The following is a 20818-nucleotide window of genomic DNA, read 5'->3' as shown; positions in this document are numbered from 1 at the left end:
CTTCGGGGCCCTCGCGAACAGGAGCTTCGGCACTGCCTCACCGCCCATCAACGACCTACTGGGCCCTGATCGTACGTCCAATCTTGCCGCCCAAAAAGGAACATTGCACTAGGGCGTGGTACAGGTCGGCCAGGACGGCGTTCATCCCGCCGGACTCGATGCGCGGGGTGGTCTGCATCTGGGCCTGGCTCAGCCGCCCGGTGCGCCAGACGGTCTGGCCGGTCATCGCCCATGCCTGGGCCCAGGCGCTGAGGAAGTGTCCCTGGCCGTGGCCGCGGAACTCGAAGGTCGGATCCTCCTAGCCGTGGCACTGCTCCGCGCCCTGGGTGGACAGGCCATGGTCGCGGCGGAAGTTGAACAGCGGCCGGTCACGTCGACGAACCGCGGGTAGCTCAGGGAACGGTTCACGCTCTCCAGCCGGCGGCCCGTCCCGAGCCGCACCTGGCCGGGCTCGAACGGATGAGGGGAGACGCCGAAGTCGGGTCTGGCCTGGGGCGGCGCGGCCGCCGCCGTGCTGGCGTGGGCCGGTTCCGCGGCACCGAGGACCGGGCCGACGGCACCGGCGGCGACGGTGGCACCCGCCGCGCGCGGCACCTGGCGGCGGCTCACGGGCGGGGATGCCCGGGGCGGCGTTTCGTGTGGTGAGGGCATGGAACCGCTCCCGGGGGCGGCTTTTGTTAGCGTTAACATCAATCGTCGATATGACCGGCTTCTTCTTTCGCGTTCTTGGGAAGAACTTCTCGCGGCACGGCGGGGTGAGCGGATACGTGCCGATAGGCGACGGCGCGGCCGTCGCGAAATGAGAGGCGCACTGGTTACCGAGATGTTTCAAACGCGAGTGTTATCGCTAACGCAACCGCTGTCAATGCTTGGTTCTCGCCCTCCCCGCCCACGGTGTCGCCGAGCCGGTCGCGGACGGGACCGGAGGGCTCGCCTTCGCGGCGATCGCCTGAGATCCCCGCGCGATCGCCGTTCCGCACCGTCGTCCGCGGGACGTCCTCCCCGGCGTATTCCGGTGAACACGCACCTCTGCCTGGCCGTGCGCCCACGCCGGCTCTTCCCGGAGCCGGGTTCGCCGCGAGGAATGTCCTTGCCGGTGGAAGCCGATGACCGGGGTGTGGCACCGTCAGGTTTCCGGTGTGATTAGACCGTAATAGGGCGACCGCTTGACGGCACGGTTGTTAGCGTTCACAGTCTTGTCCAACGCAAGATGAGGAGCGGCCGTGCAGACAAGTGTGGGGCTCCATCCGCCGGTGACGGCCGAGGCGGGCGTGGCGCGCCAGACGGTCTCCTGGATGCTCAACGAAATTCCGGACACGTGCGAGAGGGCATGCGACCGGAAACCGGGGAGCTGTGAAGCGGTGCGGTATCGACGCGCCGCCGTAGCGGGTCCGGGCGGCGGGCGCGGCACGCGAACACCCCTCGCGTGTCCTCGATCACCTTGCGGGTGAGCGGCACTCCGCCGCCATAGCCGTCACCTCGGACGACCGGCTCCATTCACGGTCTCCCTCCAAAATGTTAGCGCTCACATAAAGGACACCCCCCATGTTCCGAAAAATCTCAGCGTTCGTCCTGGCGGGCGTCGTCGCCACGACGATGACGGGTTGCGGTAGCACGAGCACGCCGGCCACCGACACCGGCAAGGTCGCCGACGACGGCAAGATCGTTATGGGTTTCTCCCAGGTGGGCGCCGAGAGCGGGTGGCGTACCGCCAACACCAAGTCGGTGCAGGAGTCGGCGAAGGCGGCGGGTGTGGAGCTGAAGTTCTCCGACGCCCAGCAAAAGCAGGAGAACCAGATCAAGGCGATCCGGTCCTATGTCCAGCAGAAGGTCGATGTCATCGCCTTCTCCCCGGTGGTGGAGTCGGGCTGGGACACGGTGCTGAAGGAGGCGCAGAACGCCAAGATCCCGGTGATCCTGACCGATCGTGCGGTGGATTCGGCCGACACCACCTTGTACAAGACCTTCCTGGGCTCGGACTTCGTCGAGGAGGGTAAGAAGGCCGGTCAGTGGCTGGTGGAGGAGTACAAGGACTCCAAGGACCCGGTGAGCATCGTGGAGTTGCAGGGCACCACCGGGTCGGCTCCGGCCAACGATCGTAAGGCGGGTTTCGCGGAGGTGATCGCGGCTGATCCGAAGTTCAAGATTGCGGCTTCGCAGACCGGTGACTTCACCCGGGCCAAGGGCAAGGAGGTGATGGAGGCGTTCTTGAAGTCCACTCCTGACATCGATGTGCTGTATGCGCACAACGACGACATGGGGCTGGGGGCGATCGAGGCGATCGAGGGTGCGGGCAAGGTGCCGGGCAAGGACATCAAGATCATCACGATCGACGCGGTGAAGGACGGGATGCAGGCCCTGGCCGACGGGAAGATCAGCTACATCGTGGAGTGCAGCCCGCTGCTCGGCCCCCAGCTGATGGACCTGGCCAAGAAGGTCGTCAAGGGTGAGCAGGTGCCGGCCCGCGTGGTGACCGAGGAGACCACCTTCACCCAGGAACAGGCCAAGCAGGCCCTGCCCACCCGCCAGTACTGAGCCGCCCACCCCGGAAAGAAGAGAGGAGCGCGGCATGGACGCACCGGCACCGATCGTACGGATGAGCGGGATCGGCAAGCGATTCCCCGGCGTCAAGGCCCTGGACGATGTCGGCTTCCGGTTGCTGCCGGGCGAGGTGCACGCGCTGATGGGAGAGAACGGCGCCGGCAAGTCGACGCTGATCAAGGTCCTGACCGGCGTGTACGGCGTCGACGAGGGCGAGATCGAGCTGGCGGGGGAGAGGGTCGCCTTCTCCAGCCCGTCCGCCGCCCAGCGGGCCGGTATCAGCACGGTCTACCAGGAGGTCAACCTGTGCGGGAATCTCTCGGTCGCGGAGAACATCTTCGTGGGCCGGGAACCGCGCCGGTTCGGCCGCATCCGGTGGAAGGAGATGCGCCGGCGGGCCGAGGAGCTGATGGGCCGCCTGGACCTGCGCGTCGACGTGTCGGCGCCGCTGGCGTTGTGCTCGCTGGCCGTCCAGCAGATGGTCGCGATCGCCAGGGCGGTCGACGTCGAGGCCAAGGTGCTGATCCTCGACGAGCCGACCTCCAGCCTCGACGCCGGTGAGGTGGCCCAGCTGTTCCGGGTGATGCGCCGGCTGAAGGAGAGGGGCATCGCCATCCTGTTCGTCTCGCACTTCCTCGACCAGATCTACGAGGTGTCGGACCGCGTGACGATCCTGCGCGACGGGAGGCTCGTGGGAGAGTACCTGACCCGCGAGCTCTCCCAGGTCGACCTGGTCGCCAAGATGATCGGGCGGGAGCTGGCCGATCTGGAGAAACTCGACGAGAAGCCCCCCGCCCGGGTCGCGGAGCCGCTGGTCGAGGCCCGCGACCTCGGGCGGACGGGCGCCGTCAACCCCTTCACGCTGACCATCAGGCAGGGCGAGGTCATCGGGCTGGCCGGGCTGCTCGGCTCCGGCCGCACCGAGCTGGCGCGGCTGCTGTTCGGCGCCGACCACGCCGACGGCGGCTCGCTGCGGATCGGCGGCAAACAGGTCGCGCTGCGCACGCCGCGGGCGGCGATGAACCAGAAGATCGCCTTCTGCTCGGAGAACCGGCGGGCGGAGGGACTCGTCGACGAGCTCACGGTGCGGGAGAACATCGTCCTCGCGCTGCAGGCCGCGCGCGGCTGGAGCAGGCCGCTGTCCCGGCGCAGGCAGGACGAGCTGGTCGCTCGGTACATCGCCACCCTGAACATCCGGCCGGGTGATCCCGAGCAGCCGGTCCGCACCCTCAGCGGCGGCAACCAGCAGAAGGTGCTGCTGGCCCGCTGGCTGATCATGGAACCCCGGCTGCTCATCCTCGACGAGCCCACCCGGGGGATCGACGTCGGCGCGAAGGCGGAGATCCAGCGGCTGGTCGCCGAGCTGTCCGACGGCGGCATGGCCGTGCTGTTCATCTCCGCCGAGCTGGAGGAGGTCCTGCGGCTCAGTCACCGGGTCGGGGTGCTGCGCGACCGCACGCTGGTCGCCCAGCTCGACAACGACGACGCGCTCACCACCGACGTCCTGATGGAGAAGATCGCGAGCGGAGCACCGGTATGAGTTTCGTGGAGAACCGCGCCGGCGCGCTGACGCGGCACCGGCTGCTCTGGCCCGTCGTGATCCTGGTCGCGTTGCTGGCGCTCAACGTGGCGTTCACCGACAACTTCCTGCACGTGCAGATGAGGGACGGGCACCTCTACGGCAGCCTCATCGACATCCTCCGCTTCGGGGCGCCGCTGATCCTGGTCGCGCTGGGCATGACACTGGTCATCGCCACCGGCGGCATCGACCTGTCGGTCGGCTCGGTGGTGGCGATCGGCGGGGCGCTGGCCTGCATGCAGATCAGCGGCCTGGCCGACCAGAACTCCGTGGGCGGCGTGCTGGCGGCGATCGGCCTCACGCTGGCGGTGGCGCTCGCGCTCGGCGCCTGGAACGGGTTCCTGGTGGCCGCCGTCGGCATCCAGCCGATCATCGCGACGCTGATCCTCATGGTCGCGGGACGGGGCCTGGCCCAGCTGATCACCGACGGGCAGATCATCACGATCAACAGCGCCCCGTACAAGCTGGTCGGCGGCGGCTACTGGCTCACGCTGCCGTTCGGCATTCTTGTCGTGATCGCGCTGACGGCGCTGACCGCCTTCCTCACCCGGAGGCTGGCCCTGGGCATGTTCATCGAGTCGGTCGGCGGCAACGCCGAGGCCAGCAGGCTGTCCGGGATCCGCTCCCGGGGCGTGCTGATCGTGGCCTACACCTTCTGCGGGCTGTGCGCGGGCATCGCGGGGCTGATGATCAGCTCCAACGTGTCCAGCGCGGACGGCAACAACGCCGGCCTGTGGATCGAGCTGGACGCCATCCTGGCCGTCGTCATCGGCGGCACCTCGCTGTCGGGCGGCCGGTTCTCCCTCGGCGGCACCGTGCTGGGGGCACTGATCATCCAGACCCTGACCACCACGATCTACTCGATCGGCGTGCCGCCGGAGACGACGCTGCTGTTCAAGGCGCTCGTGGTGACGATCGTGTGCCTGCTGCAGTCGCCGTCCTTCCGGCGGAGGGTGTTCCAGTGGGAGTCCGACCCGCCGCCGCCCGCTCCCGGGGGCGGTTCCGGCCGCCCCTTCACGGGCGAGGCCGCCGGCGAGCAGGAACGGGAAGAGACCGTGAGGAACAGATGACCGACACCATCATGACCGGTCCGGCCGGGCGGCTCGCGATCCCCCGCAGGTACGTCCCGGTCGCGGTGACCGCGGGCCTGCTCATCGCGATGTTCACGACGGGCGGCATCCGCTACGAGGGGTTCGCCAGCGGCCAGGTGATCCTCAACGTCTTCGTCGACAACGCCTTCCTGCTCGTCGTCGGCGTCGGCATGACGTTCGTGATCCTCGCCGGCGGCATCGACCTGTCGGTGGGGGCGGTGGTGGCGCTGTCCACGATGATCACGGCCAGCCTCGTCACGAACCAGGGCTGGCCGGCGCCGGTGGTGATCGTGCTGGTGCTGGCCATCGGCGCGGCGCTGGGATTCGGGATGGGGGCGATCATCCACTACTTCGAGGTCCAGCCCTTCATCGCGACCCTCGCCGGGATGTTCCTGGCCCGCGGGCTGTGCTACACGATCGGCACCGACTCGATTCCGATCACCGACGGCATCTTCACCGCCTTCGCGCAGACCAGGATCGACCTGGGCGGCGAGATGTGGATCTCACCCAGCGTGGTGATCGCCGCGCTCGTGGTGCTGGTGGCCGCGTACGTGCTGCACTACACGCGTCTGGGCCGCACGGTCTACGCCGTCGGCGGCAGCGAGCAGTCCGCGCTGCTCATGGGCCTTCCGGTGGGACGGACGAAGATCGCCGTCTACACGATCAGCGGGTTGTGCTCCGCGCTCGGCGGGATCCTGCTGTCCTTCTACATGCTGTCCGGTTACGGCCTGCACGCCGTCGGGATGGAGCTGGACGCCATCGCGGCCGTGGTCATCGGCGGCACGCTGCTCACCGGCGGCTCGGGCTATCTCCTGGGCACCGTGCTGGGCATCCTCGTGCTCGGCCTGACCCAGACGATCATCAGCTTCGAGGGGACCCTCAGCTCCTGGTGGACCAAGATCTTCATCGGCCTGCTGCTGTTCGCCTTCATCCTGCTGCAGCGGCTCATCGGCGTCCGGCGGAGGTGAGGCGGGGCCGCACAGGTTCCCCACCGGGACGGTCGGCCTGACCGCGGCGATCGGCCGCGGTCAGGCCGACGTCGAGATCAGCCCGTGAAGGCCACGGTGGCGTACTGGTACCAGGTCTTGCCGTTCTCGTCCCCGCTGTGGATGCGGCCGGTCATGACCTGGTTGTATCCCGCGTGCGTGGTGTGGCTGCTCTCCTTGTATCCGCCGGTCCAGGCCGCGCCGGTCAGCCGCACCTGACGGTTCTGCCAGTACAGCGCGCCGGTGCGGTATCTCGTGTCGCCGTTCTCGTCGTCGTCGTGCCACCTGCCGACGAGCGCCTGGTCGATCGGGGCGACGTAGTTGGACCTGCTCTCCCTCTGGGGAGCGCTCCAGTCGCCGGAGTGCACCTCGACCCGCTCGTTGTCGATGAAGATCGTGCTGCAGTAGTAGGTGGTCGGGCGGTTCTCGTCGCCGATGTGCGTGCGGCCGGTGAGCACCTGGTTCGGCGGGCAGGTGAACTGGGCGGAACTCTCGGACACCGTCTGGGAGTACGTGCGCTCGACCCTGATCGTCACCGCCGTGGCCGCCGACGCCGACGCCGAGGCGGGGGAGGCCATGGTCACGGCCGCCAGGGCGACGGCCACCGCGACGGGTACGGCCTTGTTGCGGGTCCTCATCTTTTTCCGGTTTCCTTTCTCATGCCATTACGTGCAAAAAGGGGGCGGGCGAGATCAGCCCTCGAAGGCCACGGTGGCGTACCGGTACCAGGTCTTGCCGTTCTCGTCCCCGCTGTGCTTGCGGCCGACCATGACCTGGTTGGTTCTCGCGTGCGTGGTGTGGTTGCTCTCCTTGAAGTAACCGGTCGACGTCGTGCCGGTCAGCTGCACCGGCCGGCCCTGCCAGGTCAGCGTGGCGGTGCGGTATCTCGTCGTCCCGTTCTCGTCCCCGGTGTGCGACCTGCCGACGAGCGCCTCGTTCGGCGGTGCGGTGTAGTCGGAGTTGCTCTCCTTCTGGCCGGCGGTCCAGTCGCCGAGGTGCACCCGGACCTGCTCGTCGTTGATGAAGATCAAGCTGCAGTAGTAGGTGCTCCAGGCGTTCTCGTCGCCGACGTGCGTGCGGCCGGTGAGCACATGGTTCGTCGGGCAGGTGAACTGCGTGTTCCACCCCGGGGTTTGCTCGGCGTAGGCGCGTTCGACCCTGATCGTCACCGCCGTGGCCGCCGACGCCGACGCCGAGGCGGGGGAGGCCATGGTCACGGCCGCCAGGGCGGCGGCCACCACCGCGGCGGGTACGGCCTTGCTGCGGGTCCTCATCTTTTCCGGTTCCTTTCCGAATGCCATGACGTCCAGAGGCGGGGGGTGAAGATCACATTCTGGGCGTGGCAGTGGTGAGGAGCGTCCCTCTGGAGGATGACCTCGTGGTCCCGCTCGCGGCTGACCGAAGGTCCCCCGGTCGCTGACGACAGTCCCGCGCCGCCGAGGCCTCGAAGGAGACGCGCGGCTCTCCGGCGGGCGGGAGGAACTCGCCGCGGGCATGCCGCCCGTGTTCGCCGCCGACCTTGGCGACGCGGACGTCGTGGCCGTGGGCGCCGGTGACGACGCGAGGGCTCCACGGGGCGTCGAAGGAGGCCGGGCCTCGCCGGGGACGACGAGCCGGAGGCGGGGCGTCAGTCCAGGAGCTGGCGGGCCAGCGCTTCGCCCCACCACCGCTCGACGCGGCCGGGTGACCAGCCGCGTTCGGTGGTGAGCGTGGTGTAGACGTCGATGTTGCACATGGCCGCGTAGACGTCGACCGCGGACCGCACGTCCAGGCCGCGTCGCAGGACGCCGTCCGGCCAGGACGAGAACACCAGCACCCGGGTCTCGTCGCCTCGCCCGCGGCCGTCGTGGTAGGCCGTCGCCAGCTCGGGCTCGGTACGGGCCGCCTCGCGCACCAGCGCGATGACGTCGCCCGCGCGTTCGAACAGCCGCCGGTCGTAGGCGGCCATCGCCGCGAGCTGCCGCTCGGGGGTCGCCGCCGAGGCCTCCAGCTCCTCCAGCATCCGCGACGCGCCAGCCGACAAATCCGCCGCGTCCGCCAGGGCTCGGGTCAGCCCCGCCTTGTTCCCGTACGCGGCGTAGACCGTCGGCACGGAGACCCCCGCCTCGCGGGCGACGTCTCGCACGGTCGTCGCCGCCCACCCCCGGGAGACGAACAGCCGCAGGGCGGCGCGGGCGATCTCCGCCCGGGTCTCCCTGGCCTGCGTCGCCCGGCGCAACGAGTCGTAACGGCGCCGGTCCGGCTCTGCGCTCACTGGCTTCCCTCAGTCGTTTTACGCTGCTTATAATGAATATATGTTACGTCAACCATTCGGAGGGGCCGCCCCGGGCTTCTCCCGGATCACCGGCCTCGCCGCCCTCGGCTTCGCCGCCACGATCGTCCTGGCCAACGCGATCATGGTGCCCGCCGGTCTGCCGCTCACCGGTGCCGAGATCGGCGAGGTCAGCGCGTTCTTCGGTGCCGAGAGCGATGTCGTCGCCGTCGCGTCCGCCCTCACTCCCGCGGCCTGGCTCCTGGCCACGCTGTTCGGCGCGGGCGCGGTCTCCGCGCTGCGGCGCTCCGAGCACGGCCGGGGCGAGGCGTGGTCGCTGCTCGGATTCACCGGCCTGGCACTGCAGAACGTCACCTTCGCCGCGGTCGTCGCGATCCGCCTCGCGCTCACGTCGACGGCCGCGCGCGACAGCGCCACGACCGGGGGACTGTGGGTCCTGCACGACGCGCTGTTCACCCTCAACGGCACCTTCCTGGCACTCGCCCTCATCGGCCTGTCCGTCGCCGGCCTGCGCGCCGGTCTCATCCGGCCGTGGCACGGCACCCTGGGGCTGGCGTCGGCCGCGCTGCTGTTCGGCTCGGCCACCCTCACGCCGCTGGTCATCGACCACGCCGGTCCCCTCGGGCTCCTCGGCCTCGCCGGCTGGCTGATGTGGGTCGTCTGGATCATCGCGTACGGCGTCACCCTGATCCGCCTGAACCCGGCCCCGTGATGTCGCGGCGAGTGGTGCGGCTTGTCCCCTCGCGTGCCCCGGGCCGGTCCCGAAGGGCGCCGCCCGGCGGGCGCGCGCACAGGTAGGGATGGGCCAGGACCAGGGCGGTCGTGGTCAGGCAGATCCCGAGATAGACAGGTGCGAGGTGCCAGAAGTCGGTGTAGCCGATCGTCCAGTGCACCAGCACGGGGGGCACGAACCCCGCGATCGCGGCCAACGCCAGCGACCGCCAGACCCACGCCTCACCGCGGCGCCATCCCCAGGCGCTCAGCAGCGTGATGGCGACGGCGGCGGCCGTCAACGCGCCGCCGAACCCCGCCCGGTCGTGCGCGACGAACGGCAGCAGCCGGGGACCGGCGGGGTGCAGGTCGCCGGGCGTGGTGTGCAGGAAGACCAGGTCGCTGGGGACGAACACGTGGGTGAGCCCCACGGCGGACACGACCACCCCGCCGGCGAACAGCCCCACCCCCGTGACGATCAGTAGAAGCTGGCCCAGCAGTGCCCTCAGCCGCTCGGGTTCCGGCCCCTCCGCCATGGAGGTCCACCGCGGACGGCCGGGGGCCCGGCGGACGGCGAGGACGAACATCGGCACGAGCACGACCGTGACCGCGGTGTGCAGCGGCTCCACGAATCCGAATCCCAGGGAGTGGAACAGCGTGGAGAACGCGATGACCCCCGAGACCAGGAGGGCGTTTCTGGCCCACGGCCACCCGCGCCGGATCCCGCCGACGGCCAGCCCGGTGTAGAGGACCCCGGCCGCCACCATCGTGCCGGCCATGGTGATCCTGTCGTGCCGCAGGAAGGACACGATGTTGTGGTTGACGCCGTGCAGTCGCCGGAGGTCCAGGCCGAGGAAGTCCCGGTCGTACCAGAGCAGGACCGGGCCGAGGGTGATGGCGGCCGCGCCCAGGCCCGCGCAGATCATCCCGATCCCCACCCACATCCCCCACCACCAGGCGGGCCACCGCCGGGGATCACGACCCACCCCCCGCGGGTGCGGCGCCGGGTCCGTGGGAGTGGCCGCCTCGGCCACCCGCTGGAACCAGCCGGGCCCCGCCTCCACCAGGATCGCCGGGGTCGCCAGAACGGCCCTGGCGTCGTCTCGCAGCGCCACCAGCGCGTCGGCGACGGCGGGAGTGGTCATCCGGATCACATCCGCGTCGTCGGTCAGCACCGCGTCGACATGCGGGGTGAGCGCCGCCGCCACCTCGGGATCGGCCGTCCGCGCGAACACCGGACACCCGCGGCCGGCGGCCGCCTCACGCACCAGATCGATGTCGGCCCGGCCGACGGGCGCCACCACGATCAGGCCGGCCCCCTGGGTCGGCAGCGCGCGGACGGCGTCGCGTGCCGTCGACGGCGGCACCACGGCGCCCAGCCGCGTTGTCACGTCGACACCGGCGACGGTTCCGGACAGCACGGCCGGAGGCGCCCGGTGACCGAACACGCTCGCGATCACTCCGCGCCCGCCGGGCAGCGAGGTCAAGGTCGCCAACGCCCGCAGAGCGGCACGTTGTGATCGTCGCGGACCGAGCAGGGCGCCCGCGAGCCCGCGCAGCGGGTGATAGGTCCAGTCGGGCATCAGGGTTTCCAGCCGAGGATCGGTGTCATGGACCGCAGGGTCGCCGAACTCGGCGTCAGCCTGGCGGCGAGGTCACGGGCCCCGGCGGCCGGCGGCCATGACCACTGCCCGACGGCCCCCAGGCGGGCGGATCGGCGTACCACGTCCTGGGTCCTGGACCTGCGCCGCCGGTCGTAGCAGGCCAGGCCCGAGGCGATGTCCGGCGCCCGGTCGAGGCAGGAGGCCAGCACGACGGCGTCCTCCAGGGCCTGGCAGGCGCCCTGCCCCAGGTTGGGCGTCATCGCGTGGGCCGCGTCGCCGAGCAGGGCCACCCTGCCGCCGACATAGCCGGGCAGCGGTGGCAGATCGTAGATGTCGTGCCGCAGCACGTCGGCCTCGGGGACCGCGTCCAGCAGGGTGGGGATCGGTTCGGCCCACTTCCCGAACCGGCGGCGCAGCTCGGCCCACTCGCCGTCCGGGCCGGCGCCGCCGGCGGGCACCGTGGCGGTGGCGAAGCAGTAGACCCGATCGCCGGGCATCGAGGTGTACCCGAACCGCTCACCTCTGCCCCAGTTCGCGGCGCCACTGGCGAGCGGGGCGGGCAGCGGCTCCGTGATCATGCGCCAGGCGGTGTATCCGGCGTACCGAGGCGGCCTCGCGCCGGGCCACCCGAGGGAGCGCGCCGTGCTGCGCAGGCCGTCGGCGCCGACCACCACGTCGGCGCGGAGGCTCCCGCGGTCGTGTTCGGCCACCACCGTGTCGCCGTCCTCGTGTATCCCGGTGACCGTGGTCGCCGGCCGCAGCGTCTTTCCCGGCAGGGCCTCGACGAGCGTCCGTACCAGGTCGGCGCGGTGCACCACGACCAGCGGCATCCCGAACCGCCGTTCGATCTCGGCGTTGTCGGTTCGCGCCAGCCAGCGGCCCGCCCGGTCGCGCACACCGCCACCGGCCTCGACCGCGCCCAGCTCCCTGACACGGTCGCCCAGGCCCAGCGCGGCCAGGGCTCGCAGCGCGTTGGGCCACAGGGACAGGCCGGCGCCGATCTCGGTGAACTCCGTGGCCCGCTCGCAGACCTCGACCCGCCAGCCCCGGCGGCGCAGGGCGACCGCCACCGCCAGCCCGCCTATCCCACCGCCGACGATCACCGCGGTACGTTCCGTCGTCACGGCCTCTCCCCGCCCCTCGATCGTGGTCCGGCCGCGTGGCGCGGGCAGGGCGCCGGGCGGGCCGGGTGGCGCGGCCCGGGGGTGGGCCGGGATCCGGCGGAAAGTCCGCCTCGGCTCGTACCGGGTGTCGCCCGCGGTGTTCCGGCTCCGGGAACGGTGGTGACCATGCTCCCATCGTGCCCAAGGGACGACGAGATCGTCGAGGCGGGTGCGGCGAAACGACCACTGGCCGGGGCGCACCTCGACGCGCGCGTGCCGGGGCCGTGGGATTCCCGCCGGAGGACACCGCGCCCCGATCGCCGCCGTCCGCGCGGCGGTCGGGGACGTGTGGGGAGAGCGCGTACGCGTCATCCGGCGGCGCGGGTGTACGCGAGGTCGGCCTCCATCCTGGCGGCGGTCTCCGCGAGCGCGGGCAGGACGTCGCGCAGCAGGTTGGCGGGGGTGGCGCGGCTGGCGGGGGTGGCGACGTTGACCGCCGCGGCGATTCGCCCGTCCCGGTCGCGGACGGGCACGGCGATCGACCGCACGCCCTCCTCCAGCTCCTGGTCCACCAGGGCGTATCCGTCCACGGCGGCCTGGCGCACGGCGGCGGAGAGCTCGGCCGCCGAGGTGACGGTGTGGCGGGACAGCCGCCGCCGGACGATCGCGGCCAGCCGCTCCTCGGGCAGCTCGGCCAGCAGCACCCGTCCCAGGGAGGTCGGGTAGGCGGGAAGCCGGGTGCCGACGGAGATGTCGACACTCATGATGCTCACGGTCGGCACTCGCGCCACGTACACCACGTCCTCGCCGGACAGCACCGCCACCGACGCCGACTCGCGGACCCGCGCCACCAGGTCCACCAGGTGCGGTTGGACGATCTCGCCGAACGTCCGCCCCGACAGGTGGGCGTATCCCAGCTCCAGCACCCTCGGCAGCAGCGTGAACCGGCCCTCGCCTGTGGCGTAGCCCAGCCGGACCAAAGTCTGGACCGCCCGCCGCACGGTGGCCCGCGGCAGCCCGGTGACCCTGGCGCAGTCGGCGAGGGACAGGCCGCCGCGCGCCGAGCCGAGCGCGACCAGCACGGCGAGCCCGCGGGTCAGGGACTGCAGGTGACCCGTGCCCGGCTCCTGCCCGAAGGCCCGGGGGCGGTCGGTGGCGGATGCGGGCGGGCCCTGCCGCGGTGCCCGTCCGGCCAGCGCGGTCTCCATCTCCCTCACCGTCTCGCGCAGCCTGGGCAGGCAGTGGGCGCGCAGTCCTGCGGCGGTGTGCCTGCTGGTGTGGCTGACGACACTGGCCGCGCAGACCGCCCGCCCGCTCTCGTCCCGTACGGGTACGGCCACCGCGACCAGGCCCGGTTCGATGAACTGGTCGTCCTCCGCGTACGGCGCGGCGGGGTCGAGCAGGGCCAGGCCCGCCGCGCACCGGCCGGCGGGCAGCAGGTCGCCGACCCGGAAGGTGATCGACATGGTGCGCCGCCGGGTGAACTGGTCGATGAAGCGCACCCCGTCGCCGTCGCGCACGGCGAGTGACACCGACTCGTCCAGTTCCTCGGCGAGCCGCTCCGCGAGCGGGGCGAGCGTGTCGCGCAGGCCGTCGGAGGTCAGATACGCCTCCCCGAGCTCCATCAGGCGCGGCGCGAGCAGCACGTCACGCCCCTCCGTACGCAGGTAACCGAGGTGGACCAGCGTGCCGAGCACCCGGTCGACCGTGGATCTCGCCAGGCCGGTCGCGCGAACGAGGTCCGTCGCGCGGGTCCGCCGCCCCGGGTCGGCGGCCAGCGCGCGCAGCACGGTCAGCCCGCGCTCCAGGGTTCCGGCCGCTTCCATCGGCTTCTCCTCCGTCGATGAGGGCGCTTTGACAGGACAGTCACCGATACACATACTCGAATGCACAATAGTGAACTAAAGTTCGCAGAGCGAACGCGTGGCTGAACGGAGTGTCGTGCGCAGAGACAAGGTGATCGCCACGGCCGCGGAGGCACTGGCGGACGTGCGCGACGGCGCGTCGTTCGCGGTGGGCGGGTTCGGCCTGAGCGGCATCCCGAACGTGCTGATCCAGGCCCTGTACGACACGGGCGTGCGCGGGATCGGCGTGGTGTCGAACAACTGCGGCGTGGACGGCGGCGGCCTGGGCGTCCTGCTGGCGGCCGGGCGGATCGGCCGGGTGACGGCCTCCTACATCGGCGACAACAAGGAGTTCGCCCGGCAGTACCTCACCGGGGAGCTGGAGGTGGAGCTGACCCCGCAGGGCAGCCTGGCCGAGCGGCTGCGCGCGGGTGGCTGCGGCATCCCCGCCTTCTACACCCCGGCCGGGGTCGGCACGCCGGTCGCCGACGGCGGGCTGCCGCTGCGGCACGGCCGGGACGGCTCGGTGCTGCTCGCCTCGCCGCCCAAGGAGGTGCGCGAGTTCGACGGCCGGACCTACGTGCTGGAGCACGGCATCACCACCGACTTCGCGCTGGTGCGGGCGGCCAGGGGCGACCGGTACGGCAATCTCGTGTTCAACAAGGCCGCCCGGAACTTCAACCCGCTGGCCGCGATGGCCGGGCGGGTCACGATCGCCGAGGTCGAGGAGCTGACCGAGCTCGACCCCGACGAGATCCACCTGCCCGGCGTGTTCGTCCAGCGCGTCGTGCGGCTCACCCCGGAGCAGGCCGCGGACAAGTCCATCGAACGGCGTGTCACGTCCGTGCCCGCGGCGCGAGGGGAGAGCACCTCATGAGCTGGAGCCGTGACCAGATGGTCGCGCGCGCGGCGGCCGAGCTGCGCGACGGCGACTACGTCAACCTCGGTATCGGCCTGCCCACCCGCATCCCCTCCTTCCTGCCGGCGGGCGTGGACGTGATCCTGCACTCGGAGAACGGCATCCTCGGCGTCGGCCCCTACCCCGAGCCCGACGCCGTCGACCCCGACCTGGTCAACGCGGGCAAGGAGACCGTGACCGTGCTCCCCGGCGCGTCGTTCTTCGACTCATCCCTGTCGTTCGGCATGATTCGCGGTGGTCACATCGACGTGGCGGTGCTGGGCGCGATGCAGGTCTCGGCCCGCGGTGACCTGGCCAACTGGATGGTCCCCGGCAGGCTCGTCAAGGGCATGGGCGGCGCGATGGACCTGGTCCACGGCGCCCGCAGGGTCGTCGTGGTCATGGAGCACACCGCCAGGGACGGCTCGTCGAAGATCGTCGAGAGGTGCTCGCTGCCCCTCACGGGAAAGGGGTGCGTGCACCGGATCATCACCGACCTCGGCGTCCTCGACGTCACGGGGGAGGGGCTGGCGCTGGTGGAGACCGCGCCCGGGGTGAGCCCGGCGGAGCTGCGCGATCGCACGGACGCGGAGGTGAGGGCATGAGGACCGTCTCCGTGGCGGATGCCGCGCGCGCTCCCCGCGGCCGTCACGGCGGGGCGCCGCCCGGCCCGGCCGCCCGCGTCACGAAGGCCCCGGCGTGCGGCTTCGGCCCCGCGTCCCCCCGCGCCGGTGCTCGCCGGGGCCCGGCCACCGTTCTCGAAAGGTAGGAGTCCATGTCCACCCCCCTCACGCAGGCCGACATCGACCGCGAGATCGCCGAGCTCCGCGAGCTCCGCGAGCTCCGGGCCGCCGGCGACGGCCGGAAGACGCACCACCCGCCCCGTGACTACGGTCCCTACCGCAGCACCGTGCTCCGTCACCCCGGCCAGCCGCTGATCGCGCTCAAGGATCCGGACGCGGCCGAGCTGTCCGGGCCGGTCTTCGGCGTCACCGACGTCACCGCGCTCGACGCCGACCTGACGAGGCAGCATCTCGCCGAGCCGCTGGGCGAGCGCATCACCGTGCAGGGCCGCGTCCTCGACAGGAACGGGCGCCCGGTGCGCGGCCAGCTCGTGGAGATATGGCAGGCCAACGCCTCCGGCCGCTACCCGCACCAGCGCGACGACCACCCGGCCCCGCTCGACCCCAACTTCACCGGCGTCGGCCGCTGCCTCACCGGCGACGACGGCGGCTACGCCTTCACCACGATCAAGCCCGGCGCCTACCCGTGGCGCAACCACGTCAACGCCTGGCGTCCCGCGCACATCCACTTCTCGGTCTTCGGCACCGCCTTCACCCAGCGCCTGGTCACCCAGATGTACTTCCCGAACGACCCGCTGTTCCCCTACGACCCCATTTTCAACTCCGTCACCGACGAGGGAGCCCGGCAGCGCCTGGTGGCCGCCTACGAGCACGAGCTGTCCGTCCCCGAGTGGTCCCTCGGCTACCGGTGGGACATCGTTCTGGACGGCCCCGCCGCCACCTGGATGGAGGAAGGCAGATGAACCCCACCCCCTCGCAGACCGTCGGCCCTTTCTACGGCTACGCGCTCCCGTTCCCCGGCGGCGGCGACATCGCGACCGGCGGGATCACCGTGCACGGGTACGTCTACGACGGCGCGGGCGCTCCGGTGCCGGACGCGCTGCTGGAGTTCTGGCAGGCCGCCCCGTCGGGTGACCTCGGCGGCGCGCCCGGCACGCTGCGCCGCGACCCCGTGAACGGCGCGGTCGTAGGCAGGAACGGTGTCGACTTCACCGGCTTCGGCAGGGTTCCCACCGACGCCGACGGCCACTGGACGCTGCGCACGCTCGTGCCGGGCAACGGCTACATCAGCGTGTGCGTGTTCGCCCGCGGCCTGCTGCACCACCTCTACACCCGCGCCTACCTCGCCCACGACGCCTTCCTCGACTCGCTGCCGCCCGAGCGCGCGCACACGCTGCTGGCCACGCCGGAGCGCGAGGGCGTCCACCGCTTCGACATCCGCCTGCAGGGGCGGGACGAGACGGTCTTCTTCGACTTCGGGTGATTTTGAGCCGCCGCGGGCGAGGTGCTCGACCACCGCCTGCCGCGCGGCTCCCCGGACCCGGCCGGCGCCGCCCGATCGGAGTGCGACCTCCAAGTCGCACTCCGATCGGGCGGCGCCGGCGTTTTCGCGCCCTGTGGCCGAGCCTCGTGACCGGACCTGTGACCGTGCCTGTGACCGGGCTGGAAAGCCGGGGCGTTATGCGCTATAACGAACTCACTAGTTCGTACATGCGGTGAGGTGTGAGCGGCGTCTCCGATGGCGCCGCGTGGCCTGGGGTCGGCCCTGTCTGGTCAGCTAACGTACTAGTACGTACATTGGAGAGCGATGCCCAGCGTCCTGGTCCTCAACGGACCCAACCTCAACCTCCTCGGCCGCCGAGAGCCGCACCTGTACGGCGGCGCGACGCTCGCCGACATCCGGGCGCAATGCCACCGCACCGGTGCCACGCTCGGGTTCGAGGTGGACTTCCGGCAGAGCAACCACGAAGGCGCGCTGATCGACGCCGTCCACGAACCGGGCCCGGCCGCGATCGTGATCAACGCGGGCGGCTACACGCACACCTCCGTCGCCCTGCGCGACGCGCTGGCGGCCGTCGCCCTGCCCACGATCGAGGTCCATCTCACCAACATCCACCGGCGTGAGCCCTACCGGCACAGGTCGTTCGTCTCCGAGGTCGCCGACGTCGTGATCTGCGGCGCGGGGGCGCACGGATACGTTCTCGCGCTGACTCACCTGCCGCACCTGCTGAAGAGGGAGAACTGATAACTGATGGCCTCGTACCTGACCGGATTGATCGGCTCGGGCATCGGCCCCTCGCTCAGCCCTCCGCTGCACGAGCGTGAGGCCGTCCACCACGGGCTGCGTTACGTCTACCGGCTGCTCGACACCGACCACCTGGGGCACGACGTGGGGGAGCTGGTCCGTACGGCCCACCGGTTCGGCTACGACGGGCTCAACATCACCCACCCGTGCAAGCAGGCCGTCATCCCGCACCTGGACGAGCTGTCGGCGGACGCCCGCATGCTGGGCGCGGTCAACACGGTCGTCTTCGACGGCAGGCGGGCCATCGGCCACAACACCGACTGGACGGGCTTCGCCGAGTCGTTCACCCGCGGCCTGCCGGACGCGCCCACCCGGCGCGTCGTCCAGCTCGGCGCGGGAGGCGCGGGGGCGGCGACCGCGCACGCGCTGCTCACCCTGGGCGCCGGCCGCGTCACCGTCGTGGACGCCGACCCCGTGCGGGCGACGGCGCTGGCCGGCCGGCTGAGCGGGCGCTTCGGCCCCGGGCGGGCCCGCGCCGCCACCCGCGACGACCTTCCCGGGCTGCTCGCCCACGCCGACGGCCTGGCCCACGCCACCCCCACCGGCATGGCGCTCCATCCCGGGCTGCCGCTGCCGGCCGAGTTGCTCCATCCCGGCCTGTGGGTGGCCGACATCGTCTACCGGCCGCTGGAGACCGAGCTGCTCAAGCAGGCTCGGGCCCTGGGCTGCCGGACGCTCGACGGCGGGGGCATGGTCGTCTTCCAGGCCGCCCATGCCTTCCACCTGTTCACCGGCCGCACCCCGGACACCGAGCGGATGCTCACCCACCTGACCGACCTGGTCGCCACCTGAGGAGCAGCCTTGCGCAAGTCCATCGCCACCGTCTCGGTCAGCGGCACCCTCACCGAGAAGCTCGCCGCGATCGCCGCCGCCGGGTTCGACGGGGTGGAGATCTTCGAGAACGACCTGCTCGCCTGCCCGCATCCCCCCGAGGAGATCCGCGCCCGCGCCGCCGACCTCGGCCTGGGCATCGACCTCTACCAGCCGTTCCGTGACTTCGAGGCCGTGCCCGCCCCCGTGCTGGCGGCGAACCTAGAGCGGGCCGAGCACAAGTTCCGGGTGATGGAGCGCCTCGGCGCGGACCTGCTGCTGGTCTGCTCGAACGTCTCGCCCGACGCGATCGGCGACGACGATCTCGCCGCCGAGCAGCTGCGGCGGCTCGCCGAGCGGGCCGCGGACCATGGCATCCGCGTCGCCTACGAGGCGCTGGCCTGGGGACGGCACGTCAACGAGTATCTGCACGCCTGGCGGGTCGTCCGCATGGCCGACCACCCCAACCTGGGCACCTGCCTGGACAGCTTCCACATCCTGTCGCGCGGCTCCGACCCGATCGGCATCGAGGCCATCCCCGGCGAGAAGGTCTTCTTCCTGCAGCTCGCCGACGCGCCGATGCTGGCCATGGACGTGCTGCAGTGGAGCCGCCACTACCGCTGCTTTCCCGGCCAGGGCACTCTGGACCTCGCCGGCCTGGTCCGCCACGTGCTGAACACCGGATACACCGGGCCGCTGTCGCTGGAGGTGTTCAACGACCACTTCCGCCAGGCCGACACCGGCCGCACCGCCCGCGACGGCATGCGCTCGCTCATCGCCTTGGAACAGACCCTCGACGGCGCCGCGCACCCCGCCGTGCCCTCCGGTTTCGCGTTCGCCGAACTCGCCGACACCGGCTCCCTGGGCGGCGTGCTGAGCGCGCTCGGCTTCGCCCGCACCGGCTCGCACGCCGGCAAACCGGTCGAGCTGTGGAGCCAGGGCGAGGCCCGGCTGCTGCTCAACACCACCGGAGCCGACCCCGCCCTGATCGCCATCGGCCTGGACGCTCCCGACTCCGCGGGAGCGGTCAAACACGCCGAGACGCTGCTGTCACCCGTGCTGCCGCGCGAGCGTGCCCCGCAGGACGCCTCGCTGGAGGCGATCGCCGCCCCGGACGGCACCGAGATCTTCTTCTGCGACACCACCTGGCTCCGCGACTTCGGCGCCGTCCGGAGCGTCCCCGGGCAGATCACCCACATCGACCACGTGGCACTCACCCAGCCCTGGCACCACTTCGACGAGGCGGCGCTGTTCTACCGCAGCGTGCTGGGCCTGCATCCGCAGGAGAGCGTGGAGTTGCCCGACCCCTACGGCCTGCTGCGCAGCAGGGCGATGTCCACGACGCCGGCGTCCGGCGCGGCGGCCGGTGCCGCGGAACAGGTGCGGATGGTGCTCAACATCGCCCAGGTCGGCGCGGGCGACACCCCGTGGCAGCACGTCGCCCTGGCCAGCGACGACCTGCGGGCCGTCGCCCGCAGGCTGCGCGCGGAGCATCCGGAGCTGCTGCTGCCCATCCCGGGCAACTACTACGACGACCTGGAGGCCCGCCACGACGTCGACCCCGAGCTGCGACGGCTGGGGGTGCTGTACGACCGGGACGAGGACGGGGAGTTCCTTCACCTGTACACCGTCACGGTGGGACGTGTCTTCTTCGAGATCGTCCAGCGCGTCGGAGGCTACCGGGGCTACGGCGCCGTCAACGCTCCGGTCCGGCTCGCCGTACAGCATGCGGGCCATCCTAAGATGGGCTAATGACCTCGCAGCCCGCCACCACCGAACGCCAGCGGGACGCTGACCGCACCAGGGCGGAGATCCTCAAGGTCGCCCAGCACGAGTTCGCACGCCACGGCTACGCCGGCGCGCGGGTCGACGAGATCGCCGCCCGCATGCGCACCACCAAGCGCATGATCTACTACTACTACGGCAGCAAGGAGCGGCTCTACGTCGCGGTGCTGGAGAAGGCGTACGCCGAGGTCCGCGCGGCCGAGCGCACGGTCGACGTCGAGCACCTGGCCCCGGTCGAGGCCATCCGCACCCTGGCCGAGCTGACCTTCGACCACCACGACGCGCACCGCGACTTCATCCAGCTCGTCGCCATCGAGAACATCCACCAGGCCGAGCACATCCGCAAGTCGCAGGCGCTGGCCGGCCTCGCCACCCCGGTGCTCGACCTCATCGGGCGCATCCTCGACGCGGGCCAGGAGTCCGGCGACTTCGTCACCGAGGCCGACGCCATCGACGTGCACATGATGATCAGCTCGTTCTGCTTCTTCCGGGTGGCCAACCAGCACACGTTCGGCGCGCTGTTCGGCCGCGACATGACCGCGCCCGAGCACCGGGCCAGGCTGCGCCGGATGGTCGGCGAGATGGTCGTCGCCTACCTGCGCGGGGAGGGGCGCCCGGCGCCGCCCTCCGCGCCGTGACACCGCTCCGTCCGGCCCTCGCGCATGCCCGGACGCGTCCGGCGCGCGGTGGTGGCGTGCCCTCGCG

The 20818-nt window shown here is 71.4% G+C and carries 20 protein-coding genes; 13 read left to right on the top strand and 7 right to left on the bottom strand.

Annotated elements, in window-relative coordinates; translation table 11 throughout:
* Positions 1–55: 55 nt before the first annotated feature.
* Entirely contained in the window at positions 56–226 is a 171-nt protein-coding gene (locus ACSDR0_RS34770) for a hypothetical protein (protein WP_435293169.1), read from the bottom strand.
* A 1319-nt stretch (positions 227–1545) separates the two neighbouring features.
* Between ACSDR0_RS34770 and ACSDR0_RS34765 the strand changes: the two genes are divergently transcribed.
* From ACSDR0_RS34765 to yjfF, 4 genes are read left to right on the top strand one after another with little or no spacing between them, the layout of a single operon-like run.
* On the top strand, positions 1546–2535 hold the full coding sequence (locus tag ACSDR0_RS34765; protein WP_435293168.1) for an ABC transporter substrate-binding protein: 990 nt from the start codon (positions 1546–1548) through the stop codon (positions 2533–2535).
* A 34-nt stretch (positions 2536–2569) separates the two neighbouring features.
* Positions 2570–4081: a sugar ABC transporter ATP-binding protein gene (locus ACSDR0_RS34760; protein WP_435293167.1), complete on the top strand. Its 1512-nt coding sequence runs from the start codon at positions 2570–2572 to the stop codon at positions 4079–4081.
* Positions 4078–5190, top strand: coding sequence for an ABC transporter permease (locus tag ACSDR0_RS34755; RefSeq protein ID WP_435293166.1), 1113 nt, complete (start codon positions 4078–4080; stop codon positions 5188–5190). Before ACSDR0_RS34760 ends, ACSDR0_RS34755 begins: the two co-directional genes overlap by 4 nt.
* On the top strand, positions 5187–6179 hold the full coding sequence (gene yjfF, locus ACSDR0_RS34750) for a galactofuranose ABC transporter, permease protein YjfF (RefSeq protein ID WP_435293165.1): 993 nt from the start codon (positions 5187–5189) through the stop codon (positions 6177–6179). The genes ACSDR0_RS34755 and yjfF overlap by 4 nt, the downstream gene beginning before the upstream one ends.
* 77 nt (positions 6180–6256) lie before the next feature.
* On the opposite strand, the gene ACSDR0_RS34745 is transcribed toward yjfF, so the two are convergent.
* The 3 genes from ACSDR0_RS34745 to ACSDR0_RS34735 form a co-directional block, all read right to left on the bottom strand.
* Positions 6257–6835, bottom strand: coding sequence for a hypothetical protein (locus ACSDR0_RS34745; protein ID WP_435293164.1), 579 nt, complete (start codon positions 6833–6835; stop codon positions 6257–6259).
* 54 nt (positions 6836–6889) lie between these two features.
* A complete protein-coding gene (locus ACSDR0_RS34740) occupies positions 6890–7471 on the bottom strand; it encodes a hypothetical protein (RefSeq protein ID WP_435293163.1) in 582 nt (193 codons plus the stop codon).
* A gap of 353 nt (positions 7472–7824) precedes the next feature.
* A complete protein-coding gene (locus tag ACSDR0_RS34735) occupies positions 7825–8451 on the bottom strand; it encodes a TetR/AcrR family transcriptional regulator (RefSeq protein WP_435293162.1) in 627 nt (208 codons plus the stop codon).
* A 40-nt stretch (positions 8452–8491) separates the two neighbouring features.
* Here ACSDR0_RS34735 and ACSDR0_RS34730 point away from each other — a divergent pair, with 40 nt between their 5' ends.
* Positions 8492–9181: a hypothetical protein gene (locus tag ACSDR0_RS34730; protein ID WP_435293161.1), complete on the top strand. Its 690-nt coding sequence runs from the start codon at positions 8492–8494 to the stop codon at positions 9179–9181.
* On the opposite strand, the gene ACSDR0_RS34725 is transcribed toward ACSDR0_RS34730, so the two are convergent.
* The 3 genes from ACSDR0_RS34725 to ACSDR0_RS34715 all read right to left on the bottom strand — a co-directional run bounded on the left by ACSDR0_RS34725 (position 9150) and on the right by ACSDR0_RS34715 (position 13713).
* Complete coding sequence (locus tag ACSDR0_RS34725; RefSeq protein ID WP_435293160.1) at positions 9150–10763, bottom strand: hypothetical protein; 1614 nt, start codon at positions 10761–10763, stop codon at positions 9150–9152. The two genes, ACSDR0_RS34730 and ACSDR0_RS34725, sit on opposite strands and share 32 nt — an antisense overlap.
* The gene (locus ACSDR0_RS34720) at positions 10763–11908 is read right to left on the bottom strand and encodes an FAD-dependent monooxygenase (protein ID WP_435293159.1); all 1146 of its coding nucleotides are present in this window, start codon (positions 11906–11908) and stop codon (positions 10763–10765) included. Before ACSDR0_RS34720 ends, ACSDR0_RS34725 begins: the two co-directional genes overlap by 1 nt.
* A gap of 347 nt (positions 11909–12255) precedes the next feature.
* Positions 12256–13713, bottom strand: a complete 1458-nt coding sequence (locus ACSDR0_RS34715) for an IclR family transcriptional regulator domain-containing protein (protein WP_435293158.1) — start codon at positions 13711–13713, stop codon at positions 12256–12258.
* 115 nt (positions 13714–13828) lie between these two features.
* Between ACSDR0_RS34715 and ACSDR0_RS34710 the strand changes: the two genes are divergently transcribed.
* The 8 genes from ACSDR0_RS34710 to ACSDR0_RS34675 all read left to right on the top strand — a co-directional run bounded on the left by ACSDR0_RS34710 (position 13829) and on the right by ACSDR0_RS34675 (position 20751).
* Positions 13829–14608 carry a CoA transferase subunit A gene (locus tag ACSDR0_RS34710; protein ID WP_435293157.1) on the top strand — a complete coding sequence of 260 codons (780 nt, stop codon included), beginning with the start codon at positions 13829–13831 and terminating at the stop codon, positions 14606–14608.
* A complete protein-coding gene (locus ACSDR0_RS34705; RefSeq protein WP_435293156.1) occupies positions 14605–15234 on the top strand; it encodes a CoA transferase subunit B in 630 nt (209 codons plus the stop codon). Before ACSDR0_RS34710 ends, ACSDR0_RS34705 begins: the two co-directional genes overlap by 4 nt.
* A gap of 170 nt (positions 15235–15404) precedes the next feature.
* Positions 15405–16175, top strand: a complete 771-nt coding sequence (pcaH, locus tag ACSDR0_RS34700) for a protocatechuate 3,4-dioxygenase subunit beta (protein WP_435293155.1) — start codon at positions 15405–15407, stop codon at positions 16173–16175.
* On the top strand, positions 16172–16696 hold the full coding sequence (locus tag ACSDR0_RS34695; RefSeq protein ID WP_435293154.1) for a protocatechuate 3,4-dioxygenase subunit alpha: 525 nt from the start codon (positions 16172–16174) through the stop codon (positions 16694–16696). The genes pcaH and ACSDR0_RS34695 overlap by 4 nt, the downstream gene beginning before the upstream one ends.
* A gap of 324 nt (positions 16697–17020) precedes the next feature.
* Positions 17021–17458 (top strand): type II 3-dehydroquinate dehydratase, encoded by a 438-nt coding sequence (gene aroQ / locus ACSDR0_RS34690; protein ID WP_435293153.1) that lies wholly within the window; start codon positions 17021–17023, stop codon positions 17456–17458.
* Positions 17459–17464: 6 nt separating this feature from the next.
* Complete coding sequence (locus ACSDR0_RS34685; RefSeq protein WP_435293152.1) at positions 17465–18310, top strand: shikimate dehydrogenase; 846 nt, start codon at positions 17465–17467, stop codon at positions 18308–18310.
* A gap of 9 nt (positions 18311–18319) precedes the next feature.
* Complete coding sequence (locus ACSDR0_RS34680; RefSeq protein ID WP_435293151.1) at positions 18320–20080, top strand: bifunctional sugar phosphate isomerase/epimerase/4-hydroxyphenylpyruvate dioxygenase family protein; 1761 nt, start codon at positions 18320–18322, stop codon at positions 20078–20080.
* Positions 20080–20751: a TetR family transcriptional regulator gene (locus ACSDR0_RS34675; RefSeq protein ID WP_435293150.1), complete on the top strand. Its 672-nt coding sequence runs from the start codon at positions 20080–20082 to the stop codon at positions 20749–20751. Before ACSDR0_RS34680 ends, ACSDR0_RS34675 begins: the two co-directional genes overlap by 1 nt.
* Positions 20752–20818: the final 67 nt, after the last annotated feature.

This window comes from Streptosporangium sp. G11, assembly GCF_051192615.1.
Classification (GTDB): Bacteria; Actinomycetota; Actinomycetes; order Streptosporangiales; family Streptosporangiaceae; genus Streptosporangium.
Note: the sequence above shows the minus strand (reverse complement) of the source record. Positions and strands in the feature narration are given on the sequence as shown.